At 36.6% G+C, this 21,966-nt stretch carries 20 protein-coding genes; 8 read left to right on the top strand and 12 right to left on the bottom strand.

Going from position 1 to position 21,966, the window contains the following annotated elements; translation table 11 throughout:
• The 7 genes from ABYT26_RS12330 to hpt form a co-directional block, all read right to left on the bottom strand.
• On the bottom strand, positions 1–2,451 hold a 2,451-nt coding region (locus tag ABYT26_RS12330; protein ID WP_372754312.1), incomplete at its 3' end, for a DNA gyrase/topoisomerase IV subunit A.
• Between the two features lie 49 nt (positions 2,452–2,500).
• Positions 2,501–4,333 carry a DNA topoisomerase IV subunit B gene (locus ABYT26_RS12325; protein ID WP_372754310.1) on the bottom strand — a complete coding sequence of 611 codons (1,833 nt, stop codon included), beginning with the start codon at positions 4,331–4,333 and terminating at the stop codon, positions 2,501–2,503.
• 266 nt (positions 4,334–4,599) lie between these two features.
• Positions 4,600–5,091, bottom strand: coding sequence for a phosphatase PAP2 family protein (locus ABYT26_RS12320; RefSeq protein ID WP_372754308.1), 492 nt, complete (start codon positions 5,089–5,091; stop codon positions 4,600–4,602).
• Positions 5,060–5,293 (bottom strand): hypothetical protein, encoded by a 234-nt coding sequence (locus ABYT26_RS12315; RefSeq protein ID WP_372754306.1) that lies wholly within the window; start codon positions 5,291–5,293, stop codon positions 5,060–5,062. The genes ABYT26_RS12320 and ABYT26_RS12315 overlap by 32 nt, the downstream gene beginning before the upstream one ends.
• Positions 5,294–5,306: 13 nt before the next feature.
• On the bottom strand, positions 5,307–6,296 hold the full coding sequence (gene obgE, locus ABYT26_RS12310; RefSeq protein ID WP_372754304.1) for a GTPase ObgE: 990 nt from the start codon (positions 6,294–6,296) through the stop codon (positions 5,307–5,309).
• Between the two features lie 12 nt (positions 6,297–6,308).
• Complete coding sequence (locus ABYT26_RS12305; protein ID WP_372754302.1) at positions 6,309–6,914, bottom strand: adenylate kinase; 606 nt, start codon at positions 6,912–6,914, stop codon at positions 6,309–6,311.
• Positions 6,915–7,460, bottom strand: a complete 546-nt coding sequence (gene hpt / locus ABYT26_RS12300) for a hypoxanthine phosphoribosyltransferase (protein ID WP_372754300.1) — start codon at positions 7,458–7,460, stop codon at positions 6,915–6,917. It lies immediately after the preceding gene.
• Between the two features lie 289 nt (positions 7,461–7,749).
• Here hpt and purE point away from each other — a divergent pair, with 289 nt between their 5' ends.
• The 4 genes from purE to ABYT26_RS12280 all read left to right on the top strand — a co-directional run bounded on the left by purE (position 7,750) and on the right by ABYT26_RS12280 (position 11,926).
• Entirely contained in the window at positions 7,750–8,256 is a 507-nt protein-coding gene (gene purE, locus ABYT26_RS12295; RefSeq protein WP_372754298.1) for a 5-(carboxyamino)imidazole ribonucleotide mutase, read from the top strand.
• A 269-nt stretch (positions 8,257–8,525) separates the two neighbouring features.
• The gene (locus tag ABYT26_RS12290) at positions 8,526–9,338 is read left to right on the top strand and encodes a hypothetical protein (RefSeq protein ID WP_372754296.1); all 813 of its coding nucleotides are present in this window, start codon (positions 8,526–8,528) and stop codon (positions 9,336–9,338) included.
• A 9-nt stretch (positions 9,339–9,347) separates the two neighbouring features.
• Positions 9,348–11,387 carry a ComEA family DNA-binding protein gene (locus ABYT26_RS12285; RefSeq protein ID WP_372754294.1) on the top strand — a complete coding sequence of 680 codons (2,040 nt, stop codon included), beginning with the start codon at positions 9,348–9,350 and terminating at the stop codon, positions 11,385–11,387.
• Between the two features lie 62 nt (positions 11,388–11,449).
• The gene (locus ABYT26_RS12280; RefSeq protein ID WP_372754292.1) at positions 11,450–11,926 is read left to right on the top strand and encodes a PaaI family thioesterase; all 477 of its coding nucleotides are present in this window, start codon (positions 11,450–11,452) and stop codon (positions 11,924–11,926) included.
• Here ABYT26_RS12280 and ABYT26_RS12275 read toward each other — a convergent pair whose 3' ends face one another.
• Positions 11,927–12,832 (bottom strand): RluA family pseudouridine synthase, encoded by a 906-nt coding sequence (locus ABYT26_RS12275; protein ID WP_372754290.1) that lies wholly within the window; start codon positions 12,830–12,832, stop codon positions 11,927–11,929.
• Between the two features lie 362 nt (positions 12,833–13,194).
• On the opposite strand from ABYT26_RS12275, the gene ybaK reads away from it, so the two are divergent.
• Genes ybaK through ABYT26_RS12255 form a run of 4 tightly spaced genes read left to right on the top strand, consistent with a single transcriptional unit; the run spans position 13,195 to position 16,381 of the window.
• A complete protein-coding gene (gene ybaK, locus ABYT26_RS12270) occupies positions 13,195–13,683 on the top strand; it encodes a Cys-tRNA(Pro) deacylase (protein WP_372754288.1) in 489 nt (162 codons plus the stop codon).
• On the top strand, positions 13,680–14,318 hold the full coding sequence (locus ABYT26_RS12265; protein ID WP_372754286.1) for an HAD family hydrolase: 639 nt from the start codon (positions 13,680–13,682) through the stop codon (positions 14,316–14,318). Before ybaK ends, ABYT26_RS12265 begins: the two co-directional genes overlap by 4 nt.
• Before the next feature lie 53 nt (positions 14,319–14,371).
• On the top strand, positions 14,372–15,055 hold the full coding sequence (locus ABYT26_RS12260) for a DUF5020 family protein (RefSeq protein ID WP_372754284.1): 684 nt from the start codon (positions 14,372–14,374) through the stop codon (positions 15,053–15,055).
• Positions 15,056–15,082: 27 nt separating this feature from the next.
• On the top strand, positions 15,083–16,381 hold the full coding sequence (locus ABYT26_RS12255) for an NCS2 family permease (RefSeq protein ID WP_372754282.1): 1,299 nt from the start codon (positions 15,083–15,085) through the stop codon (positions 16,379–16,381).
• A 387-nt stretch (positions 16,382–16,768) separates the two neighbouring features.
• Here the strand turns inward: ABYT26_RS12255 and ABYT26_RS12250 are convergent, their stop codons facing one another.
• The 4 genes from ABYT26_RS12250 to lipA form a co-directional block, all read right to left on the bottom strand.
• The gene (locus tag ABYT26_RS12250; RefSeq protein ID WP_372754280.1) at positions 16,769–18,007 is read right to left on the bottom strand and encodes a uracil-xanthine permease family protein; all 1,239 of its coding nucleotides are present in this window, start codon (positions 18,005–18,007) and stop codon (positions 16,769–16,771) included.
• A gap of 179 nt (positions 18,008–18,186) precedes the next feature.
• Positions 18,187–19,896, bottom strand: coding sequence for a single-stranded-DNA-specific exonuclease RecJ (recJ, locus tag ABYT26_RS12245; protein WP_372754278.1), 1,710 nt, complete (start codon positions 19,894–19,896; stop codon positions 18,187–18,189).
• A gap of 23 nt (positions 19,897–19,919) precedes the next feature.
• The gene (gene lipB, locus ABYT26_RS12240; RefSeq protein ID WP_372754276.1) at positions 19,920–20,624 is read right to left on the bottom strand and encodes a lipoyl(octanoyl) transferase LipB; all 705 of its coding nucleotides are present in this window, start codon (positions 20,622–20,624) and stop codon (positions 19,920–19,922) included.
• The gene (gene lipA / locus ABYT26_RS12235) at positions 20,617–21,495 is read right to left on the bottom strand and encodes a lipoyl synthase (protein WP_372754274.1); all 879 of its coding nucleotides are present in this window, start codon (positions 21,493–21,495) and stop codon (positions 20,617–20,619) included. The genes lipB and lipA overlap by 8 nt, the downstream gene beginning before the upstream one ends.
• Between the last annotated feature and the right edge of the window lie 471 nt (positions 21,496–21,966).

The following is a 21,966-nucleotide window of genomic DNA, read 5'->3' as shown; positions in this document are numbered from 1 at the left end:
TTTTACCGCAATAAATTCTTCACCATCAACAATATCATTAGGTCTATCCTCATTTTTGCCTCCATAGGAAATTTCGAAACGAGCATGCTGTTCATCTGTTAAACAAACGAGCCTATTATTTGGATTTTCACCCAAGAAACTTACTTCTTTCCCATTTCCTTCCATGGTAAAACGCTTGAGGTAATAATAGCCCTGGTCAGCATCAAAAAATACGGCAGACCATATTTTTTCTTCCTTATATTTCTCAATAATACTGATATTATCGGGATAATGATTACTTAAATCGAAACTTGTAAAATGAAAAGAAGAAGCCCTTGTAACCACAAGAATTCTATCGTCACCCGAAAATTCACCTATAAAATCACCACGATGATCGGTATTGATTCGTAAAACATCAGGATCGAACCAAATTTTTCGTCCTCCTAATGTGGAAACACCTTCTTGTTTCAAAGTAATCTTCTGAACATCGTTACGACTTAAAATATTTCCCATAGAACCACGTCCCTTAACTGCCAATTCTGCAAAATCGAATTCAAAACTTGTTTTTTTCAAACGAGCTTTGGGTTTCAGAACCACACGAATTACTTCAGCCTCGCCATTAGGATTGGCACTAAAGTAAAGAATTCGCGATCCTTCGGTTGATTTAGTAATATCATACTCTTTATCGCGAGTAATACTGGTTACCGAAAAACGTTTTACGTAACAAGTTCCGGCCTTTCCATCGCGATAAGCCACATTGTATATGGTTCGTTTATCATTCTTTCTAAAAACCGCGATGTGCAATAAATTTTTACCAACAAAACACTTATCACTCACTTTAGTTACAAAATAGGTTCCGTCTTTTCTAATTACTATCACGTCATCAATATCCGAACAATCGCACAGGTACTCATCTTTTTTTAAGGCGGTACCAATAAAACCTTCTTCCCTATTAACGTATAATTTTTCGTTAGCCACAACTACTTTTGTTGCCACAATATTTTCGAAGCTACGAATCTCGGTTTTTCGTTCTCGACCTTTTCCATACTTTTTCTTGATGGCTTTAAAGTAATTAATGGTAAAATCGATAATATTTGCCAAATGCACTTCAATTTCAGCAATCTCATCTTCGATAGATTGAATGTAATTTTTTGCTTTATTGATATCGAACTTGGAAATTCTTTTGATTTTAATTTCTGTTAAGCGAACAATATCATCACGAGTTACGGCTCGCATTAAATTCAATGTAAATGACTTCAATCCATCTTCAATGGTTGTAAGTACCTCTTCCCAAGTTACACATTCTTCAATATCTCGGTAAATTCTATTTTCAATAAAAATTCTCTCTAAGGAAGCATAATGCCATGCCTCCTCAAGTTCATTTTTGCGAATCTCAAGCTCCAATTTTAACAAAGCAACCGTATTATCTGCTGCTCGCCTTAAAATTTCTGCAATTCCAATAAACTTAGGTTTATCATCCTCAACAATACACGCATTGGGCGAAATGGAAATCTCGCAATCGGTAAAAGCATAGAGTGCATCAATGGTGGTATCAGAAGAAATTCCATTCGCTAAGTGAACCAGAATTTCTACATGTTCAGCCGTATTATCATCAATCTTTTTGATCTTAATTTTTCCTTTATCGTTAGCCTTGATAATGGAATCGATAAGTGATGATGTTGTTTTGCCAAATGGGATTTCTGATATTTTTAAGGTTTTATTGTCAAACTTATCAATTCTTGCTCTTACCTTAACCACTCCTCCTCGCAAACCATCATTATAGCGGCTTACCTCGATCATTCCAGCAGTTGGAAAGTCTGGGTAAAGTTCAAATTCTTCTCCTTTTAAATAGGCTATGCAGGCATCTAATAATTCATTGAAATTGTGAGGCAATATTTTTGATGCCAATCCAACAGCAATACCTTCTACTCCTTGCGCCAATAGCAATGGAAATTTTACGGGAAGAGTTATTGGTTCTTTATTTCTACCATCGTAAGATTGTTTCCAATTGGTTGTTTTTGGGTTAAACAAAACCTCGAGTGCGAATTTAGACAAACGAGCTTCAATGTATCGAGGTGCAGCCGCAGAATCGCCGGTAAGAATATTACCCCAATTTCCTTGCATATCAATCAACAAATCTTTCTGTCCTAATTGAACCAGTGCGTCGCCTATGGAAGCATCTCCATGAGGATGATACTGCATGGTATTTCCAATGATATTGGCAACCTTATTGTATCGTCCATCATCCAACTGCTTCATGGCATGCAAAATTCTTCGCTGAACAGGCTTTAGACCATCATTTACATATGGTACGGCTCGTTCTAAAATCACATAAGATGCATAATCCAGAAACCAATTTTGATACATTCCAGAAAGATAAGTTACATTCCTCATTGCTTCGGACTGTTTACCATTCACGGCTTTATCTTTTTCCTCTGGGATTTCCATATCATTTGTCTCGTCGTTATTCATAGAAGTATTTTGGCTTTATTTATTTCAAAAAAGAATTCAGGAAATCAACTTACACTTCATCCCTTTCAATATGAAGATTATCAATGATGAATTCCTGTCGGTTCGGGGTATTTTTTCCCATGTAGAACTCAAGCATATCCGAAACAGAATCATCTTTTTTCATCACAACCGGATCGAGTCGAATGTCCTTTCCGATAAAATATTTGAATTCATCAGGCGAAATCTCACCTAAACCTTTAAATCGGGTTATTTCAGGATTGGCTCCCAATACTTTCATAGCGTGCAATCTCTCCTCTTCGCTGTAACAATAATGTGTTGATTTTTTATTGCGGACTCTGAAAAGTGGCGTTTGCAGAATATACAAATGACCACTTCGAACAATATCCGGAAAGAATTGCAAAAAGAAGGTGATCAAAAGCAAACGAATGTGCATTCCATCAACATCGGCATCTGTGGCAATAATCACATTGTTATAACGCAAACCATCCAAACCGTCCTCAATATTTAAGGCTGCTTGCAACAAATTAAACTCTTCGTTTTCGTAAACAATCTTTTTCGTTAAACCATAGGTATTTAACGGCTTTCCTTTAAGGCTAAATACAGCTTGAGTATTTACATTTCTCGATTTGGTGATTGATCCACTGGCTGAATCTCCCTCGGTAATAAACAAGGAAGCTTCCGATTTTTGTTCATGTTTGGTATCAAAGTGCACACGACAATCGCGTAATTTTTTATTGTGCAAATTAGCAGTTTTAGCTCTTTCTTTGGCAATTTTTTTAATGCCGGAGATGGCTTTTCTTTCCTTTTCGGATTCTAAAATTTTCCTATGAATAGATTCGGCTACCATTGGATTTTTATGCAAAAAATTATCCAATTGGGAGGTCACAAAATCCATAATGAAATTTCGCACCGACGGTCCTTCAGGACCAATATCTTTAGAACCTAATTTTGTTTTTGTTTGCGATTCGAAAACCGGCTCCTGTACTTTTATACTTATGGCTGCAATAACAGAAGTACGAATATCAGAAGTATCAAAATCTTTCTTAAAAAAGTCTCGAACTGCCTTCACCAAAGCTTCCCGGAAGGCGGAAAGGTGAGTTCCTCCTTGAGTAGTATGTTGACCATTTACAAATGAATAATACTCTTCGCCATATTGTCGACCATGAGTCATTGCTACTTCAATATCGTCCCCTTCCAAGTGAATAATGTCATACAATCCTTCAGAATTCATATTCTCGGTCAAAAGATCTAGCAATCCATTTTTCGAAAAGAATCTTTTTTCATTGAAGTAAATAGACAAACCTGAATTAAGATACACGTAGTTTTTTAGCAGTGTTTCTACGTATTCGGAAATGAAACGATAATTTGAAAACAATTCCTCATCGGGATGAAAAACGATTTTCACACCGTTCTTTTCCTCGCTTGCTTCAACCTCATTCTCTTCGATCAAATTTCCACGCGAAAAAATGGCCCTTTTCACTTCTCCTTCTCGAAACGATTCAATAATAAATTGATCCGACAAAGCATTCACGGCCTTAATTCCAACTCCATTAAGCCCTACTGATTTTTTAAATACTTGAGAATCGTATTTAGCGCCGGTATTCATTTTAGAGGTCACGTCAATTAATTTGCCCAAGGGAATTCCTCGACCAAAATCTCGAACGGTGACAGTTCTATCGGAAATACTAACTTCGATAGATTTGCCAACTCCCATGGCAAATTCATCAATAGAGTTATCAATTACCTCTTTCAATAAAATGTAAATCCCATCATCATGCGAAGATCCATCTCCAAGTTTCCCGATATACATACCAGGACGCTTTCGAATGTGTTCTTTCCAATCTAATGTACGGATTGAGTCTTCAGAATATTTTGCAGTCATGAAAAATCGCGTTTTTACAAATATAGCTAAAAGAACGATTCGTTCGGAAGCAGTTTATCAACAGTCTGTTGAAAGCACCTATCATTAGGGCTAGCAAACAAGCTTACAGATAACTTATCCAACTAAAAATCAGGAAGGAGGAATGCATAAAATAAATTTATTCAGACCAATATCAAATAAAATACAAATAGAATTATGTTTTTCAAAAGCAGATAAAAACCAACTCTATCATTTTTTCTTTACAAATAAAATAAGCCCACAATCAACTAAAACATACCGTATTTAAAAAGCTTTTTTACCACCAAACAAATGGTCAAAATTTCGACAGAAACGACTCCCAAAAGCAGCCATACTCCTGCATAAGATAGTTTTATTTTTCTGTTTTTTGATGCTATAGATGGTCCGCTACGCCACGAAATCCACCACTGAACCAAACGATATACTGCATAACCAATAAGCAAACCTAACAGCATGCCTCCAATTACATCGCCAGGGAAATGACCCCCTAAATAAATTCGAGTGTAAATAACTAACAAGGACCATAAAAAGATAAAGGTCGTGTAAAATTTATTTCGAAATAAAAGCGAGCTAAAAATAGCCATCCCAAAAGAATTGGTAGCGTGCGAAGACACAAATCCATAGTTACCACCCCGATACGAATTAGCAAGATTCACCACTCCTTCCAGAGAAGGATCGCGACTTGGACGAAGCCTCTGTATTATATTTTTAAAGAGTTGAGTTGAAATCTGATCGCACAAAACAACCAATAAAAACAAACCCAATATCCCCCAAAAGTGTTTCCTTTCCCTTTGTTTTATAAATCTGATAAAGAAGAACAAGATAGAAAGGAATCCAAAATTCTTTCCGGGTAAAAATCATCATAATCACATCCCAAAAATCCGTGTGATTGCTATTTAGCCAAATGAGTAATTGTTTATCCAACTGAATTAAGGTATCCATTCACTAATTTTTTTTAAGCATTAATGGCCTTCCAGACCATATCTTTAAGTTCCATCAATCCTTTTTGAGCCACCGAAGAAATAAAAACGTAGGGAATGTCTGGTAAATCCAATTTCATTTCATCCATCAATTCCTGATCCAACATATCTGATTTTGTAATCGCCAACAATCTTTGCTTATCGAGAAGCTCTGGATTAAATTGTTTCAATTCATTCAGTAAAATTTTGTATTCTTTATGAATATCATCGCTATCGGCACCTACCATAAACAAAAGAACAGAATTACGTTCAATGTGTCTCAAAAATCGCAATCCCAAACCTCTTCCTTCGTGTGCACCTTCAATTATTCCTGGAATATCGGCCATCACAAATGAACGATTATCACGATACGAAACAATACCCAAATTAGGAACCAAAGTGGTAAACGGATAATCCGCAATTTTTGGTTTTGCCGCCGAAACCACCGAAAGTAAGGTGGATTTTCCAACACTTGGGAATCCTACTAAACCTACATCAGCTAAAACCTTAAGCTCCAAAATTACAGCTCTCTCAACCCTTTCCTCTCCAGTTTGAGCATATCGGGGTGTTTGATTAGTTGAAGAACGGAAATTCCAATTTCCCATTCCTCCACGACCTCCTTTTACCAATATTTTCTCTTCACCATCCTCGGTTACATCAAAAATAACCTCGCCAGTTTCTGCATCACGAGCCACTGTTCCCAAAGGAACTTCAATTACTTTATCCTCACCTTCGCGACCTGTACTTCGACTAGCACCACCATCGCCACCATCGCCCGAAAATACGTGGCGACTGAACTTTAAATGTACTAAAGTCCAAAGTTGCTTGTTCGCACGTATCACGACATGTCCTCCACGACCTCCATTTCCCCCATCGGGTCCGCCAGTCATAGTCAGTTTGTCACGGAAAAGATGAGTAGACCCAGCTCCTCCAGCTCCTGAACGACAAAATATTTTTACGTAATCAACAAAATTAGACCCAGCCATAATATATTTTTTCTATTGTGCTTTAACCGGAACTAATTGTCCCGTTAAACATGTTTCAATCAATAAGCTTATTCGTTCAAGCACATCATTTAATGATCCCATTGCATCGAGGGAATAATATACTCCTTTTTCCTTATACTTTTTTGCAATAGGAGCAGTAACCTCATCGTAAATTCTAAGGCGTTTTTCAATAACTTCCCGTCCACTATCATCTAAACGACCCGAAGATTCGCCTCTTTTTAAAAGTCGTTGAATTAACTCTTCCTCTTCCACTTTTAATTCAACAACAACATCAACAACACTATTTCGTTTGGCTAAAATTGTATCAAATACATCAATCTGTCCTACATGACGAGGCATTCCATCGAACACGAAGCCTTTAGCACCTTTGTTTGCATCTAAAAATTTCTCCACAATCCGATAAGCCAATTTATCTGGAAAAAAATTTCCTCCATCAATCAACCTTTTGGCCTCTAACCCTTCAGGTGTTGCCTGCTTTATTTCTTCTCGGCACACATCCCCTGTTGAGAGATGAATCAATCCGTATTTTTTTTGAAGCAAATTAGACTGTGTCCCTTTTCCAGAACCTGGAGGTCCAAACAAAATAATGTTCAACATTTATTTCTTTTCAATAACGGTGTATACATCAGGAAGGTTTCTACCAATTCCATCATAATCCAATCCTCTTCCCACAATAAAATCATTCGGAATTTCCATTCCTACATAATTCAATTTTACATCACGAATCAAAGCTTCAGGCTTAAACAACATAGTAGCAATTAACACATCTTTGGCTTCATAATCTTTAATTTGATCGAGAGTATTTGTAATGGTAATTCCAGTATCAACAATATCTTCCAATAAAACAACAGTTCTGTCTTTTAGGTCTTCGGTGAAACCCATTAGCTTTTTCACCTTTCCAGTTGTTCCCATCCCTTCGTATGAAGATAATCGCATGAAGGTAATTTGAGCATTTTCAACTGTAATTTGTTTCATTAGATCCGATGCAAACATGAAAGATCCATTTAAAATACAAATAAACAAAGGATTTGTTCCAGCAAGATCCTTATTCATTTTCTCAGCCATTTGAGAAATTACCTTGTCAATATCCTCAGAAGGAATAGACACTCTAAATTCTCGATCCAGAAGTTTTACTGTTTTCATTGATTCAATTTTTGTCTTAGTTGTCCGAATTCCCCCTTCAAGTTTTTTCTTGAAATATCGGGCATTTAAGGCAATGCCCTAAAATATCGTTAAATAAATTATATCTTTCTATAAAATAGAAGTGAAAAACATTTCAATTCCGTGATGGTACTTACCTATTTTTTCAAGTTTACGCTTTAAAAAGCAGTAATAAATGCAAGCATTTTCTGGAATCGAAACTATTCATTAATTTTGGTGCAAAAGTACAATTTTTTGTCATTTTATTTATTAAATCCACGAATAAAACCATATGAAAGCAAAAGTTAGCATTATAATGGGGAGTACTTCTGACCTTCCTGTTATGGAAAAAGCAGCCAAAGTATTAAACGAATTTAAAATTCCGTTCGAGATTCATGCTTTGTCGGCTCACCGAACCCCCGAAGAAGTTGAAAAATTTGCAAAAGGAGCTTACAGCAGAGGTATAAAAGCTATTATTGCTGGTGCGGGAATGGCAGCTCACCTTCCTGGTGTAATTGCAGCCATGACTCCGATTCCTGTTATTGGAGTTCCCATTAATGCCTCTCTTGATGGTATGGATGCTCTTTTGAGCATCGCTCAAATGCCTCCAGGAATTCCTGTTGCTACAGTTGGTATCAACGGAGCTATGAATGCTGGAATTCTTGCTGGACAAATGCTTGCCATTGGCGATAGCGAACTCCAAAAGAATGTGATCGAATTTAAAGAAAGTCTAAAAGAAAAAATCGTGAAAGCAAACGAAGAACTATCTGCTATTCAATACGATTTCAAGACAAATTAAGAACAATACAACTTTTCAATAAAAACCACAAAACACGATTATGTTTTGTGGTTTTTTTATTATATTTAACAGTGTCACAATCTAGCTAACTGATTACTGCAGCTGCTTTTGCACCTAATAAACGCCACTACACTAATCAATTGGTTGAAATCTTTACTAAAAACTAAATTTTCATAGCTAATAAATAGCTACAACCATTAACCTCTACTAACAATCATCTTAAGGTTGCAATAAAGTTATTCGATTCATGCTCCACCAAACGAATTTCAATGAAAAACCCACTCGTTCTGCTTTTCCTACTGCTTCCCATTCACTTGCTTGCTTCTAATGAAAATCATCTGGCGGGCGCCCGTTCTCATTCCATGGGCAATGCTAGTGTGGCATTAATTGATCAATGGGGAACTTTCAACAATCAAGCTGTATTGGCAAAACTGGAACATATCTCTATTGGGGCCTACTACGAAAATCGATTCGAAACAAAAGACTTAAGCACTAAAACCCTTCACTTTAACTACCCTAGTAAAATTGGAACGTTTAGTTTAAGCTACAAACAATTCGGGTTTGACCTGTATAAAGAATCGAAAATAGGCTTTGCCTACTCCCGTGCTTTAGGCAAACATTTCTGGGCAGGCTTGCAATTCGATCAAATAAAAAAAGAGTTGAACCAATCATATGGAAGTCAAAGCCAATACACTTTTGAAATAGGTATTCTGGCTGAAATTTTAACTGATATCTATCTGGGATTTCATGTTTTCAACCCTAGCCAAACCAATTTCACCACCTTCGATTACGAAGATAAAATACCCTGTATTGCACGATTTGGACTCTCCTGGAAATTATCCGAACAAGCCATCATTACCTCCGAGATTGAAAAAGATCTCGATCAAGAGATGAAAACTAAATTCGGTATGGAATATACGATCACAGATAAAATTTCACTTCGTGCTGGTGTTCACAACCACCCCAACTCCATTAGTATGGGTGTGGGATTCTCTTTTGAAATGGTAAAAGCCAATGTTTCGTTTTCCAGACATCCAGTATTAGGCTATACTCCTGCGGCTGATCTCATGATATCTTTTTAAATGTATGATATGATGACAATAAAAAAATTAATTCTTCTTTTATTCCTGATTTGCCTCGCTAGCCTCAGTCATTCGCAAAACACAAGTTCGCAAAATGATTTTATCGAAAACTTACTTGAAACCATTGCAGAACAAAACGAAGAAAACGAAGTAGATTATTCCGATTTTCTGGATGAACTTAACAAACTTCTTTTAGAGCCTATTGATTTGAATCGTGCAAGCGAAAATGATTTGGATCAACTATTTATTCTTAACAAGAATCAGATAGCCAACTTTATCACCTACCGTGAACGCACAGGTAGAATCTACAGTCTATATGAATTGCAATTAATACCAGGATTTTCATCGGATATTATCAGATTAATTTCTCCTTTTGTAAGCCTAGACCAAAGTACAGAGAAGCTAAATGCGAGAAAAAGAGCAAAGCAAATATTACTTTTAAAATCGGAAAAAACGCTACAGGAAGAAAAAGGCTACACGAGCGAAAATGAAGATTCTAAATACCTGGGAAACTCGTGGAAATATTATTCACGCTACCAATATACATCAGCCGACAATAAAATTGTATTTGGTTTCACATCGGAAAAGGACAAAGGAGAACCATTTTTTAAAAGCGAAAATAAAAATGGTTTCGATTTCTACTCGGCCCACTTTCAATACAATTCCAAAGGCATTTTACAACAAATAAACCTAGGCGATTACCAGATTAAATTTGGACAAGGAGTAAGTCTTTGGTCAGGATTTAGTAGTGGAAAATCTGCTTTAAGTAATTCGCATGCCTACAAATCTCAAGGAATAAAAAGCTTCAGATCTACCGATGAAAATCAATTCTACAGAGGAATATCGCTACTTCTAAAACCTTTCAACAACATAAAAATCGCTCTATTTACTTCTTATAAAAAAAAGGATGGAAGCTTACATTCCGATTCTATTTCATCAGGTATAAGCAGCATTGTTAATACTGGATATCATCGAAATGCAAATGAATTTGCACAAAAGCACAATTTAAAAGAAACCCTTTTCGGCAGCTACCTATTGGCCAACTGGAAGAAAATCGAATTAGGTGTATCCTTTTTACAATCGATTTACTCTCCCGAAATAGTAGGTACCGATGCAGCCTACAACTTATACAATTTTAAAGGCGATAAAAATCAGAACATCAGCATCTGCTACCAAACTCAATTGCATTCCATTCACCTATACGGAGAAGCAGCACAAAGTAAATCGGGTGGACGAGCATTTTTGCAGGGAGCCAATATTCAAGTGCATCCTCAACTGAACTTCGAAGTAATTTACAGAAATTACGATCCCGATTATCATGCCTTATTTTCAAATGCCTTTGCCGAACAAAGTAAAACACAAAATGAGGAAGGTTTTTATATGGGGGTAGAATTTCATCCTTATCCAAAATGGGCGATTAAAGCATATTACGACCAATTTGAATTTCCCTGGTTGCGATACTCTGCCAGTTCCCCCAGCGCAGGACATGAATATTTTTCTCAACTTGAGTACACACCAAATCAATCTATTTCAGTTTACTTTAAATACAAACAGGAAAGCAAACCAGAAAATAATAGCTCAGAGCAAATAAAAGCTCTGACAACGCAAACAAAAAATCAATACCGACTTCACTTATCGGCCCGAATGAGCGATCAATGGGAAATCAGAAACCGAATAGAACTCTCCCACTACCAAAAAGAAGATGATCATGAAAATGGCTATCTGATTTATCAGGATTTGATCTATCATTTTGAAAAGCTGCCTTTGTCTTTCAATCTTCGATACGCTTTATTCGACACAGACTCTTTCAATTCGGCAATATATGCTTATGAAAACGACATCCTCAATTCCTACTCGGTTCCGGCCTACTATTTAAAAGGAAATCGTTTCTATTTTAATATGAATTGGGAATTGAACCGAAATTTGAAATTCTACATCAAATATGCTCAAAGCAAATATTCAAACCAATCCTCAATAGGTTCGGGCAACTCAGAAATTTCCGGGGACACGAAGTCTGAAGTAAAATTTTTACTCCGATTACGCCTATAAAACATCATATAATTTCACAGTTCCAAAATCCTTTCTTACATTCGGAACTGAAATTGAAAAATATGAAAAAAATTATCAATCCTTATATCAAAGTAGAAAATAGCAACTGCTTTGGATGCTCGCCAAAAAATACACAAGGTTTACAAATGGAATTTTTAGAAGATGGCGATTATGTAATTTCAAACTGGCAACCAAAAACTCATTTGGCTGGTTTTAAGAATGTATTGCATGGAGGAATTCAAAGCACTATTCTCGACGAAATTGCCAGTTGGGTAGTATTTATAAAATGCCAAACCAGTGGCGTAACTACTACTTTAAATGCAAGGTTCAAAAATTCTGTTTTTACCGATAAAGGTAAGTTATGCATTCGAGCAAAGTTAATCTCTCAAAATAGACGTTTTGCAAACATTCATGCTGAGATTATAAATGCCGATGGCAAAGTTTGCACCGAGGCGGAAGTTCAGTACATGATATTCCCACAGGAAATAGCGAAAAAAAGGTTTGACTATCCTGGAATAGAAGCATTTTACGAAGACTAATCAAATATTATTTAATTCTTCGTTGTACTTCTTCCATCGTTTTTCTTCCATGGCCATAAAACGACCAAACTTATAAGGTGGATCAATTGAAAGATCCATCTCATTTTGAGTGAAGGGATGCACAAAATGCAATCCCGTAGCGCATAAAAACAATCCTTTTTTGCGTAAAATTTCTCCTTCGCTTCCATACAACTTATCGCCCAAAATCGGAGTTCCCATACCAGCCATGTGAATTCTTAATTGATGTGTTCTTCCTGTTTTTGGAAACAAATGAACCATGCTTAAAGTATGATTTCGAATGGAATGAGCTCGCTTCACCACCTGAAAAGAACTCACCGCTTCCTTTTCACCTACAGGCATATCAACCATTCCTTTGTCAGGCAAACTACCAATAATCACAGCTGTGTATCGCTTTCGAACCATTCGATTTTCAAATTGCACTCCCAAGTCTCCTATGGCTTGTGAAGTTTTAGCAATCAGCAATAAACCACAAGTCGGATTATCGATACGATGAACGGGTCGAAAAACGTGCAAAGCATCCTGACATGATGAAGGTTTTAAATTAAAAGGCAAGGCATTTTGAATGGTTCTGAACTGATTTCCACTCACCGAAATACCTGCCGGCTTATTAATAAGCGCAATATGATCGTCCTCGTAAACTACATCGAATTTTAGCTCATAAACTTTTGCTGGAGGCAATTCCAAATCGCACAACTCTATTTTCTGTCCCGGTTCCACCCAAAAAGCAGTTGTTGCCGCAACACCATTCACCAAAACCATTTTCTTCTTAATGGCCTTTTTCATTCCCTGATGAGAAGAAATTGAACTGAAAATAGAAGGAGCGTAATCCTGCAAACGGATTCTTTCAATCCCTTCTGGAACAATATGCGATTCGATTACTTTCACAATACTTAGGTTTAAATTTTCACCTTAGAAAGGTATAACAAAATTAAGAATCTAGCCGATCCTAACCAGCTCACAATCTAAATTTGACACATTTTCTACACAAAACACCTTTTACACTTGATTATATGACCATTACACCTATAGTTTTTATTTTAAATAAATTAAAACAGGTCCAGACAGCAACTATGCAAAGCTTTGCGAATGATAAATGTCATTCATTTACTCGAATTACAAATTCACTCTTCCATTAAAATCTAAATTTTTTATTAATTTTGCGGCTTATTAAAAATATCATCTGGGAAACTGGTAGTCTCTAGCAAATTAAAAAATAAATATTTTTAAGCTAGCCAAAAAACAAAAGGATGAAAAAGACAAATGCGGCTCGCATTTTAGATCGGGCAAAAATTGAATATAAAATTATCGACTACGATGTGGATCCAATCGAATTGGGTGCAGAGCGTGTCGCCGAAAAAACAGGCGAGCATATTCAATTTATCTTTAAAACACTTGTCCTTTCCGGAGACAAAACAGGCACTATCATAGCCTGTATTCCTGGCGCATCAGAACTTAACCTTAAAGCATTCGCAACACTTAGTGGTAATAAAAAATGTGCCATGGTTCCCATGAAAAACATTCATGAACTTACTGGCTACATTCGTGGCGGTTGCTCCCCTTTAGGGATGAAAAAAGATTTTCCAACTTTCGTTGATGAAAGCGCCCTCGAGCTCGACTACATTTTTATTAGCGCAGGAATCAGAGGAAAACAATTGCAGCTAAATCCGCAAAGTTTAATAAAACTGACAAAAGCAAGAACAGGAAATATCTCACATCTAAAATCTCAAAAAGTATGATAAACAGCAAAGCCATAATTTGGGATTATAACGGAACTCTATTGGATGATCTTTCCATTGGACTCGAAAGCATAAACCAACTTCTTTCCAAAAGAAAGCTTCCTCTGCTTACTGCTGAAAGTTATCGCGATGTATTTGGTTTTCCGGTAAAAAACTACTACGAGACTATTGGTTTCGATTTCGAAAAAGAGAACTGGGCAGTAACTGCAAAAGAATTTATTTCGCTGTACACATCTTTATTGCCAAAATCGAAAATATTCCCAGAAGCAATTCAGCTTCTATCCCATTTTTCGGCCGCAGGCAAGCAACAGTTTATTCTATCGGCCATGGAACAGAATATGCTCAATCAATCGACAAATGCCGAAAATATCAGCTCTTTTTTCTCTGAAATTTCTGGCATCGATAATATTTATGCGAGTTCGAAAATCGAAAATGGGAAAAAGATGATTCAAAATCATCAACTAAACCCAAAAGATATTTGCCTTTTAGGAGACACAGTTCACGATTTCGAAGTAGCACAAACACTAGGCTGCGAATGTATTCTAATTGCAGCAGGACATCAATCCATTACAAAATTACAAGCAACTGGCTGTCCAAAAGTGGTAAGCCATCTTAACGATATTATAAAGAATTAAAACAACCATTTTTATTTTACAACTATTTTATTTACCAAACAATCATTTAAAAGATGAAAAAACTACTTGTAATCTTCGCCGTTCTAGCTTCACTAACAGCTAGTGCTCAAAACTTTCAGTTGCACCGCGACCTAGACAGAGATCTATTCACATCTACATTCGAAATGTTCAAAATGGACAAATGGGGAAATACTTTTACCTTCGTTGATTTTGATTACGATGCCGATAATGGAATTAGCCAAGGATATTTTGAAATTGCTCGTGTATTGAAAACTGAAAAAATGCCTATTGGTATCCACATTGAATACAATGGTGGATTAGGTAATTTTAAAATTGACGAAGACAATCAAGGTGGTTACACAATTAACGACGCTTGGATTTTCGGTTTAAACTACGCTAAAGGTGGTGCTAAATCGGGATTCTCTACTTATGCTGGTTACAAAGCTATTAAAGATGCTGGCAAAGCAAACTTCCAAATTACAGGAACCTGGTATGTGAACTTTTTCGATGGAAAAATGACTTTCTCTGGTTTTGCTGACCTTTGGTCTGAGAATGGTGATGACGAAGCGATTGCTGCAGGTAGTGTTTCTGACGAGCTTGTATTCATAACTGAGCCTCAAATCTGGTACAATGCTACCGAAAATATTTCTTTAGGTAGTGAGATTGAAATCTCAAACAATTTCGCTGGTGACGACTTTAAAGTTCGTCCTACTTTAGCTGTAAAATGGAATTTCTAATCCAAACCGAATTAAAAATAAACAACCATGTTAGATAAGTTTTTTAATATCACCGGAAATAAATCCACTCTCCGTACCGAGATTGTTGCAGGTATCACCACTTTCATGACCATGGCGTACATATTAGCGGTTAATCCTGATATTTTGAGCGCTACTGGAATGGATAAAGGCGCTGTATTTACAGCAACAGCTTTATCTGCAGTAATTGCTACTTTAGTAATGGCTTTAGTAGCAAAATTACCATTTGCCTTGGCCCCAGGAATGGGATTAAATGCTTTCTTCGCATTTACCGTAGTTCTTGGAATGGGTTATAGCTGGCAATTCGCCTTAACTGCTGTTTTTCTTGAAGGTATCATCTTCCTAATTCTTACTGCATTTAATATTCGTGAGTTAATTGTAAACTCTATTCCTTTAAACCTGAAGCATGCTGTTTCGGTAGGAATCGGTTTATTCATTGCCTTTATCGGATTAAAAAGTTCTGGTGTTATTGTTGATAATCCAGCTACATTAGTCAGCCTTGGTGATATGAAAGATCCGAGTGTTATTGTTGGTTTAGTTGGTATTTTAGTAACAGGTGTTCTTTTTGCAAGAAACATAAAAGGATCTTTATTAATTGGTATCCTTTTCTCAACTGTTTTAGCTCTTATTTTAGGAGTTGCACACCTACCAGAAAACTATCAATTCGTAAGCTTACCTCCTTCACTATCTCCAATCTTCTTCCAGTTCGATTTCTCGCAAATTCTTACTATCGATATGGCAATTGTATTGTTTACATTCCTTTTTGTTGATATGTTTGATACAGTTGGAACCTTAGTAGGTGTAGCTTCAAAAGCTGATATGTTAACAGAAGATGGAAAAGTACCTCGTGTGAAGCAAGCTCTTTTTGCTGATGCTATTGGTACTTTCTTCGGATCTATTCTGGGAACATCTACCGTTACAACTTACGTTGAAAGTGCAGCTGGTGTATCGGAAGGTGGAAAAACGGGTATGACAGCATTAACAACTGCTGGTATGTTTGCATTGGCATTATTATTTGCTCCCGTTTTTGTAATGATTCCTTCTGCAGCTACAGCTCCAGCTCTGGTTATTGTTGGATTATTTATGATGTCTCCAATCATGAAAATTAACTTAGATGATTTCACAGAAGCTATCCCAGCATTCCTTTGCATTATAATGATGCCACTTACTTACAGCATTGCCGATGGTATTGTATTTGGAATGTTATCATTTGTAGCTTTAAAACTATGTACTGGTCGCTACAAAGAAATAAGTCCGGTAATGATTGTAATTGCCGTCCTGTTTATTATCAAATTCTATTTTGTATAGTAATTCTATCCAAATAGAATAATTCATATTTAAAAACCTTTTTCGCGAATTGAACTGCACCCCAAAAGTTGGACACAACATTTGGGGTGTTTTTTATGGAAAAGAAAAGGAGAAACAAATTTAGTAAACATCGCCCTCATAAAATCCAAGTTATTAACAGGCTTGTTAATAACTCACTTCTGCAATTTCAAATCCTCACAATACCTCTTTCTAGAATAAAAGAAAAACCTTAGGAAGAAAATACAAAGCATCAGGTAGCTGCAATATATCCAGGAAAAGTAATGATATTTGCCTATGAGGATCTCCACAATTTCAAAGATAGAACCTACTAGAATGAAAAAAGCCCCAATTGGGGCTTTCATATTATATTAGTAGTAGACGTGAGACTTATTCCTCCTTCTCCTCACTCCCTTTTATCGGTTTCGATGTATCTGGTAAAACTAGGTTTAAAACAACTCCTACCAAAGATGCAAGACCAATTCCTGCCAAAGAGAATGTCCCATAAGTAATTTGAGCACCACCAATTCCAACAGTTAGCACTATAGAAATAATCACTTGATTTCTGGTTTTACTGAAATCGGTATTTGCATCAATCAATGTTTTAATACCAACACTAGCAATCATACCAAATAAAAGAAGCATGATTCCTCCCAATACAGCCTGAGGAATGGTTTTAAGAAAAGCACTAACTTTTCCAATTAGCGAAAACACAAGCGCTGTAATTGCAGCAATTCGCAACACACGGGGATCGGTAACTTTCGTTAAAGCAATAGCTCCAGTTACTTCAGAGTAAGTTGTATTTGGTGGACCACCAAAAAATCCTGCAAAAGCAGTAGCAACACCATCTCCCAAAATGGTTCGGTGCAAACCTGGATCTTTCACAAACTTCTTGTCGGCAACTCCGCCGATGGCATACATATCGCCCACATGTTCAATAATGGGAGCAAATGCAACAGGAATCATGTAAAGAATTGCACTCCAATTCAACTCCGGGCGCACAAAATCAGGCAAAGCAAACCATGCAGCATCCTGTATACTGGTGAAATCGACCTCGCCCAATACAATAGAAAGCAAGTATCCCACAACAATCCCAACAAAAATGGGAATTAACTTGATCAAGCCTCGGCTATATACCACAATTATAACAGCTGTTAATAAGGAAGCTGAGGCAATAATCCAATTTGTTTTAGCCATACCAACAGCTACCGGAGCCAAAGAAAGACCAATAATAATGATCACCGGTCCTACAACAATAGAAGGGAATATTTTCTCGATAACACGCAGTCCCCACACTTTAATTATGGCAGATACTATACCATAAACCAAACCTACGGCAATTAAACCGGAAAGTGTTCCCGCAAAACCGTAAAGTTTTGTTGCTGCAACAATTGGTGCAATAAAGGCAAAACTACTACCTAAAAAAACAGGAACCTTACCTTTTGTGATTAAATGAAAAATCAAGGTTCCTATTCCTGCTGTAAATAATGCTACTGAAGGGTCTATACCAACCAGTAAAGGGACTAAGACTGTTGCACCAAAGGCAACAAATAAGAATTGAATCCCGATAATAATTCTTTTCGCCGGGCTGTCGAAGCTCGGCACTTTCGTTTCTTGAGATAGGATCATAAAATTGGTTTAAATCTTTACAAATTGGCGCAAAGATAATAAGGATGCAAAAAAGAACAAATCCGAATAATGAATTCCATGCTGACTATTTAAATCATAGTGAAATACAATAATTCAGGCACACACTATTACGAGCCCTTACGAGTGCCGAAGAGAATTTAAACACAAAAAGATATTGATTAAAATTTGATATCCCGAACCATCAATTGGGTTTCCACTTTTCCCATATAATCGTTCTCCTGTAGCGAGTAGCAAACATCAAAAGGCACACCACTGGAAATTCTATCATGCAGATTCCCCATTGAGAAAGCAATACCAGATTTCACATCACCTTCACGAATATCATCCACAACAGAAAGCTTAAGATGCTCCTTATTTCTTCCTACCGCACGACTGTATCCGTAATCTAAAACTCGTTCACTAACAAATACAGGAGTCATATTTTTAGGTCCGAAAGGTTCAAACTGCTTAATGATACGATAAAATTTAGGCGTAATGTCGGATAGTTTAATATGAGCATCAATTTTTACCTGAGGAATCAACATATCATCACTAATATTATTAACCACGTACTGCTCAAAACGCCGTTGAAACTCACCAACATTTTCAATTTTCATGGTTAATCCTGCCGCATATTTATGTCCACCAAAATTCTCTAGTAAGTCACTGCAATCTGAAATGGCCTGATACAAATCAAAACCATCTACCGAACGGGCACTACCAGTCGCAAAACCATTCGATTCGGTTAAAATAACCGTTGGTTTGTAGTAGGTTTCTATCATTCGAGAAGCCACGATTCCAATAACTCCTTTGTGCCAATTTCGATCAAAAAGTACGGTACTTTTTTTTGCGAGAAGCTGATTACTTTTGGCTACTTTCTCTAAGGCTTCATCAGTAATACTATGATCCAATTCCTTGCGATCCTCATTCATCACATTTATGGTATCCCCAATTAAAGTGGCTGATTCTTCGGTATCTGCAATGAGTAATTGTACAGCCCTGTTGCCAGATTGAATTCTACCGGCTGCATTAATTCTTGGACCAATTTTAAAAACAATATCATTTACACTCAGATCTTTCTCTACTCCTGCTAAATTAAGAATGGTTTTAAACCCTAAACGAGGAGAATTATTCAATTGAATTAGGCCAAAATGCGCAAGAACACGATTCTCGCCAGTAATGGGTACAATATCCGAAGCAATACTTACAGCAAGCAAATCCAGCAATGGAATTAAATCCTTAAAAGGCCAGTTCATTTTTTTCGACAAACCATGCATCAATTTAAAACCAACACCACAACCTGATAATGCATCGCAAGGATAGTTACAATCCTCTCTTTTGGGGTCGAGAACAGCGACAGCTTTTGGCAAACTATCGCCAGGGGTGTGATGATCACAAATGATAAAATCAATGCCTTTTTCTTTCGCATAAGCGATTTTCTGAACAGCCTTGATTCCACAATCCAAAGCAATCATTAAAGTTACATTGTGCTCTGCTGCGTAATCGATCCCCGTATTCGAAACACCATATCCTTCCGAATAACGATCAGGAATATAATAATCAATAAAATCGAAGTGCTTTCGTAAATAGCTATATACAAGAGCTACTGAGGTAGTTCCATCAACATCATAATCGCCATATATCATGACTCTTTCCTGATTGGCAATCGCTTTTTCAATCCGTTCAACGGCCTTATCCATATCTTTCATCAGAAAAGGATCATGAAGATCATCTAAATTGGGACGAAAAAATTTCTTAGCCATATCAAAAGTAGTAATCCCACGCTGGACCAGAAGATTGGCGATTAAGTAGTTCACGCCAAGTGATTTCATTAGTGATGCAACCGTTTCTTCATCTCCCGGCTCATTGATTACCCATCTTTTTTCCATACTGTAGAATTTGGCTAGCTAAATTAGTCAATTTCAAGCGTCATATCAAATAGTTTAGCAATATGCGTTCTTAAATTATGTTTTACGTCTTCTATATCAGGCTCTTTGCCCAATTCTTTTTTTAAAGAAGTCACTCCCTTGTCAACAAATCCACAAGGATTGATGTACTCAAAATATTTTAAATCAGTATTCACATTAAAAGCAAAACCATGCATACTTACCCATCTACTTACTCGCACACCAATGGCACATATCTTACGAACTGAAGGTTTTCCAACATCCAACCAAACACCAGTGGCTCCTTCCAATCGGCTTCCTTCAATACCATAATCGGCGATACAGTTAATAACAGCTTGCTCTAAATTTTCGATGTATTTTTTAATTCCCATGTCGTAGGTTTCCAAATTTAAAATAGGATAACCAACAATTTGTCCGGGGCCATGGTAGGTAATATCGCCTCCACGATTAATTTTATGGAAAGTTGCCTCTTTGGCCTGCAATTGCAACAAATCAAGAAGCATATTTTGTTCCTTGCCACTTTTCCCAAGAGTATAAACATGTGGATGCTCGCAAAACAAAAGGTAATTATTCGATAATTTTTTCTGTTCGGCAGGAAGATCTGCATTGGCTTGCTTAGAGCTTAAAACTTCAGTAAATAATTTTTCCTGATAATCCCATGCCTTCATATAATCGATGGATCCAAGATCCTGATATATTGTATTAACCATTTTTTATAGTCTGTTTTAAATTGAGAGCATTCACATGACGCTCGGCATGATAGGAAGAACGTACCAAGGGTGTACTTTCCACAAAAGAAAAGCCCTTTTCCAAGCCAACTGTCTCGTATTTTTTGAACACCTCAGGTGTAATGTATTCCTGAACTTCCAAATGATTTTTAGTAGGTTGCAAATACTGACCAATGGTCATTACCCGAACACCTACTTCAATCAAATCGTCCATTACATGGTAAATTTCTTCTTCTGTTTCTCCCAAACCAAGCATAATACCAGATTTTGCGACAATTCCAGAATCTGCAATTTGTTTTAAAACCTTTAAACTGAGATCGTATTTCGCTTTACTTCTAACTTCTCGAGTTAATCGTCGAACCGTTTCTAAGTTATGTGAGATTACTTCTGGATTTTTATCAATCACACGTTGAATGTCTTCTGATTTTCCATTAAAATCGGGAATTAACACTTCAAGAGTAGTCTCTGGAGTGATCTCTTTAATCGATTTAATGGTTTCAGCCCAAATACCAGAACCACCATCCTCTAAATCATCACGATCTACGGAAGTAATTACAGCGTGTTTTAAACCCATTAATTTAATAGAACGAGCTAATCTTTTGGGTTCGTTCCAGTCGGCAGCAAGAGGTTTACCAGTGGGAACATTACAAAATTTGCACGCTCGGGTACAAATATTTCCCAAAATCATAAAAGTTGCCGTTCCATTTCCCCAACATTCTCCAACATTAGGGCATTTTCCACTAGAACAAATTGTATGCAGTCCGTGTTCTTTTACAATTCCATTCACATATGCATAATCGTCGCCTTTGGGCAACTGTATTTTTAACCAATCTGGTTTTCTTCTTGTTTTCATCTAACTAATGCTTAATTTTCCCTAGTTAATCGAATTATTAATTCGATTCCTAGAAAATAAATCCTTAAAAACAATTTGACTTACCACAACAAATCTGATAACAAAAAACAATTTTATCACTCGAAAGAGCACATGCAAAGGTATTCGAAACAAATTAATTTTTGCTGAAATACCTCATGTTTTTGACCTATTCGTTGCGTGTGGTTATTTTTATTCAGTCTAAATATCATTACTATCCTGCAATATTAATAAATATATTTCGCTTTACAATAGCTGAAGGAAACACATTTTTAAGAATCAAAAAACACCCAGTAAGCTCAAGTAAAATAAATTCGAAACCTCAATAGAATCATCTCTTCTCTCCACTCATAAATAATATTTACTCCATCCTTATTTATGCATGCAAAGCACCAAAACCTTCAAGTAAAGCTGTTGAAATTAATTATTTGTATAGATTATACTATCTTTGCA

The sequence above is a fragment of the Labilibaculum sp. genome, from assembly GCF_041595635.1.
Classification (GTDB): Bacteria; Bacteroidota; Bacteroidia; order Bacteroidales; family Marinifilaceae; genus Labilibaculum.
Note: the sequence above shows the minus strand (reverse complement) of the source record. Positions and strands in the feature narration are given on the sequence as shown.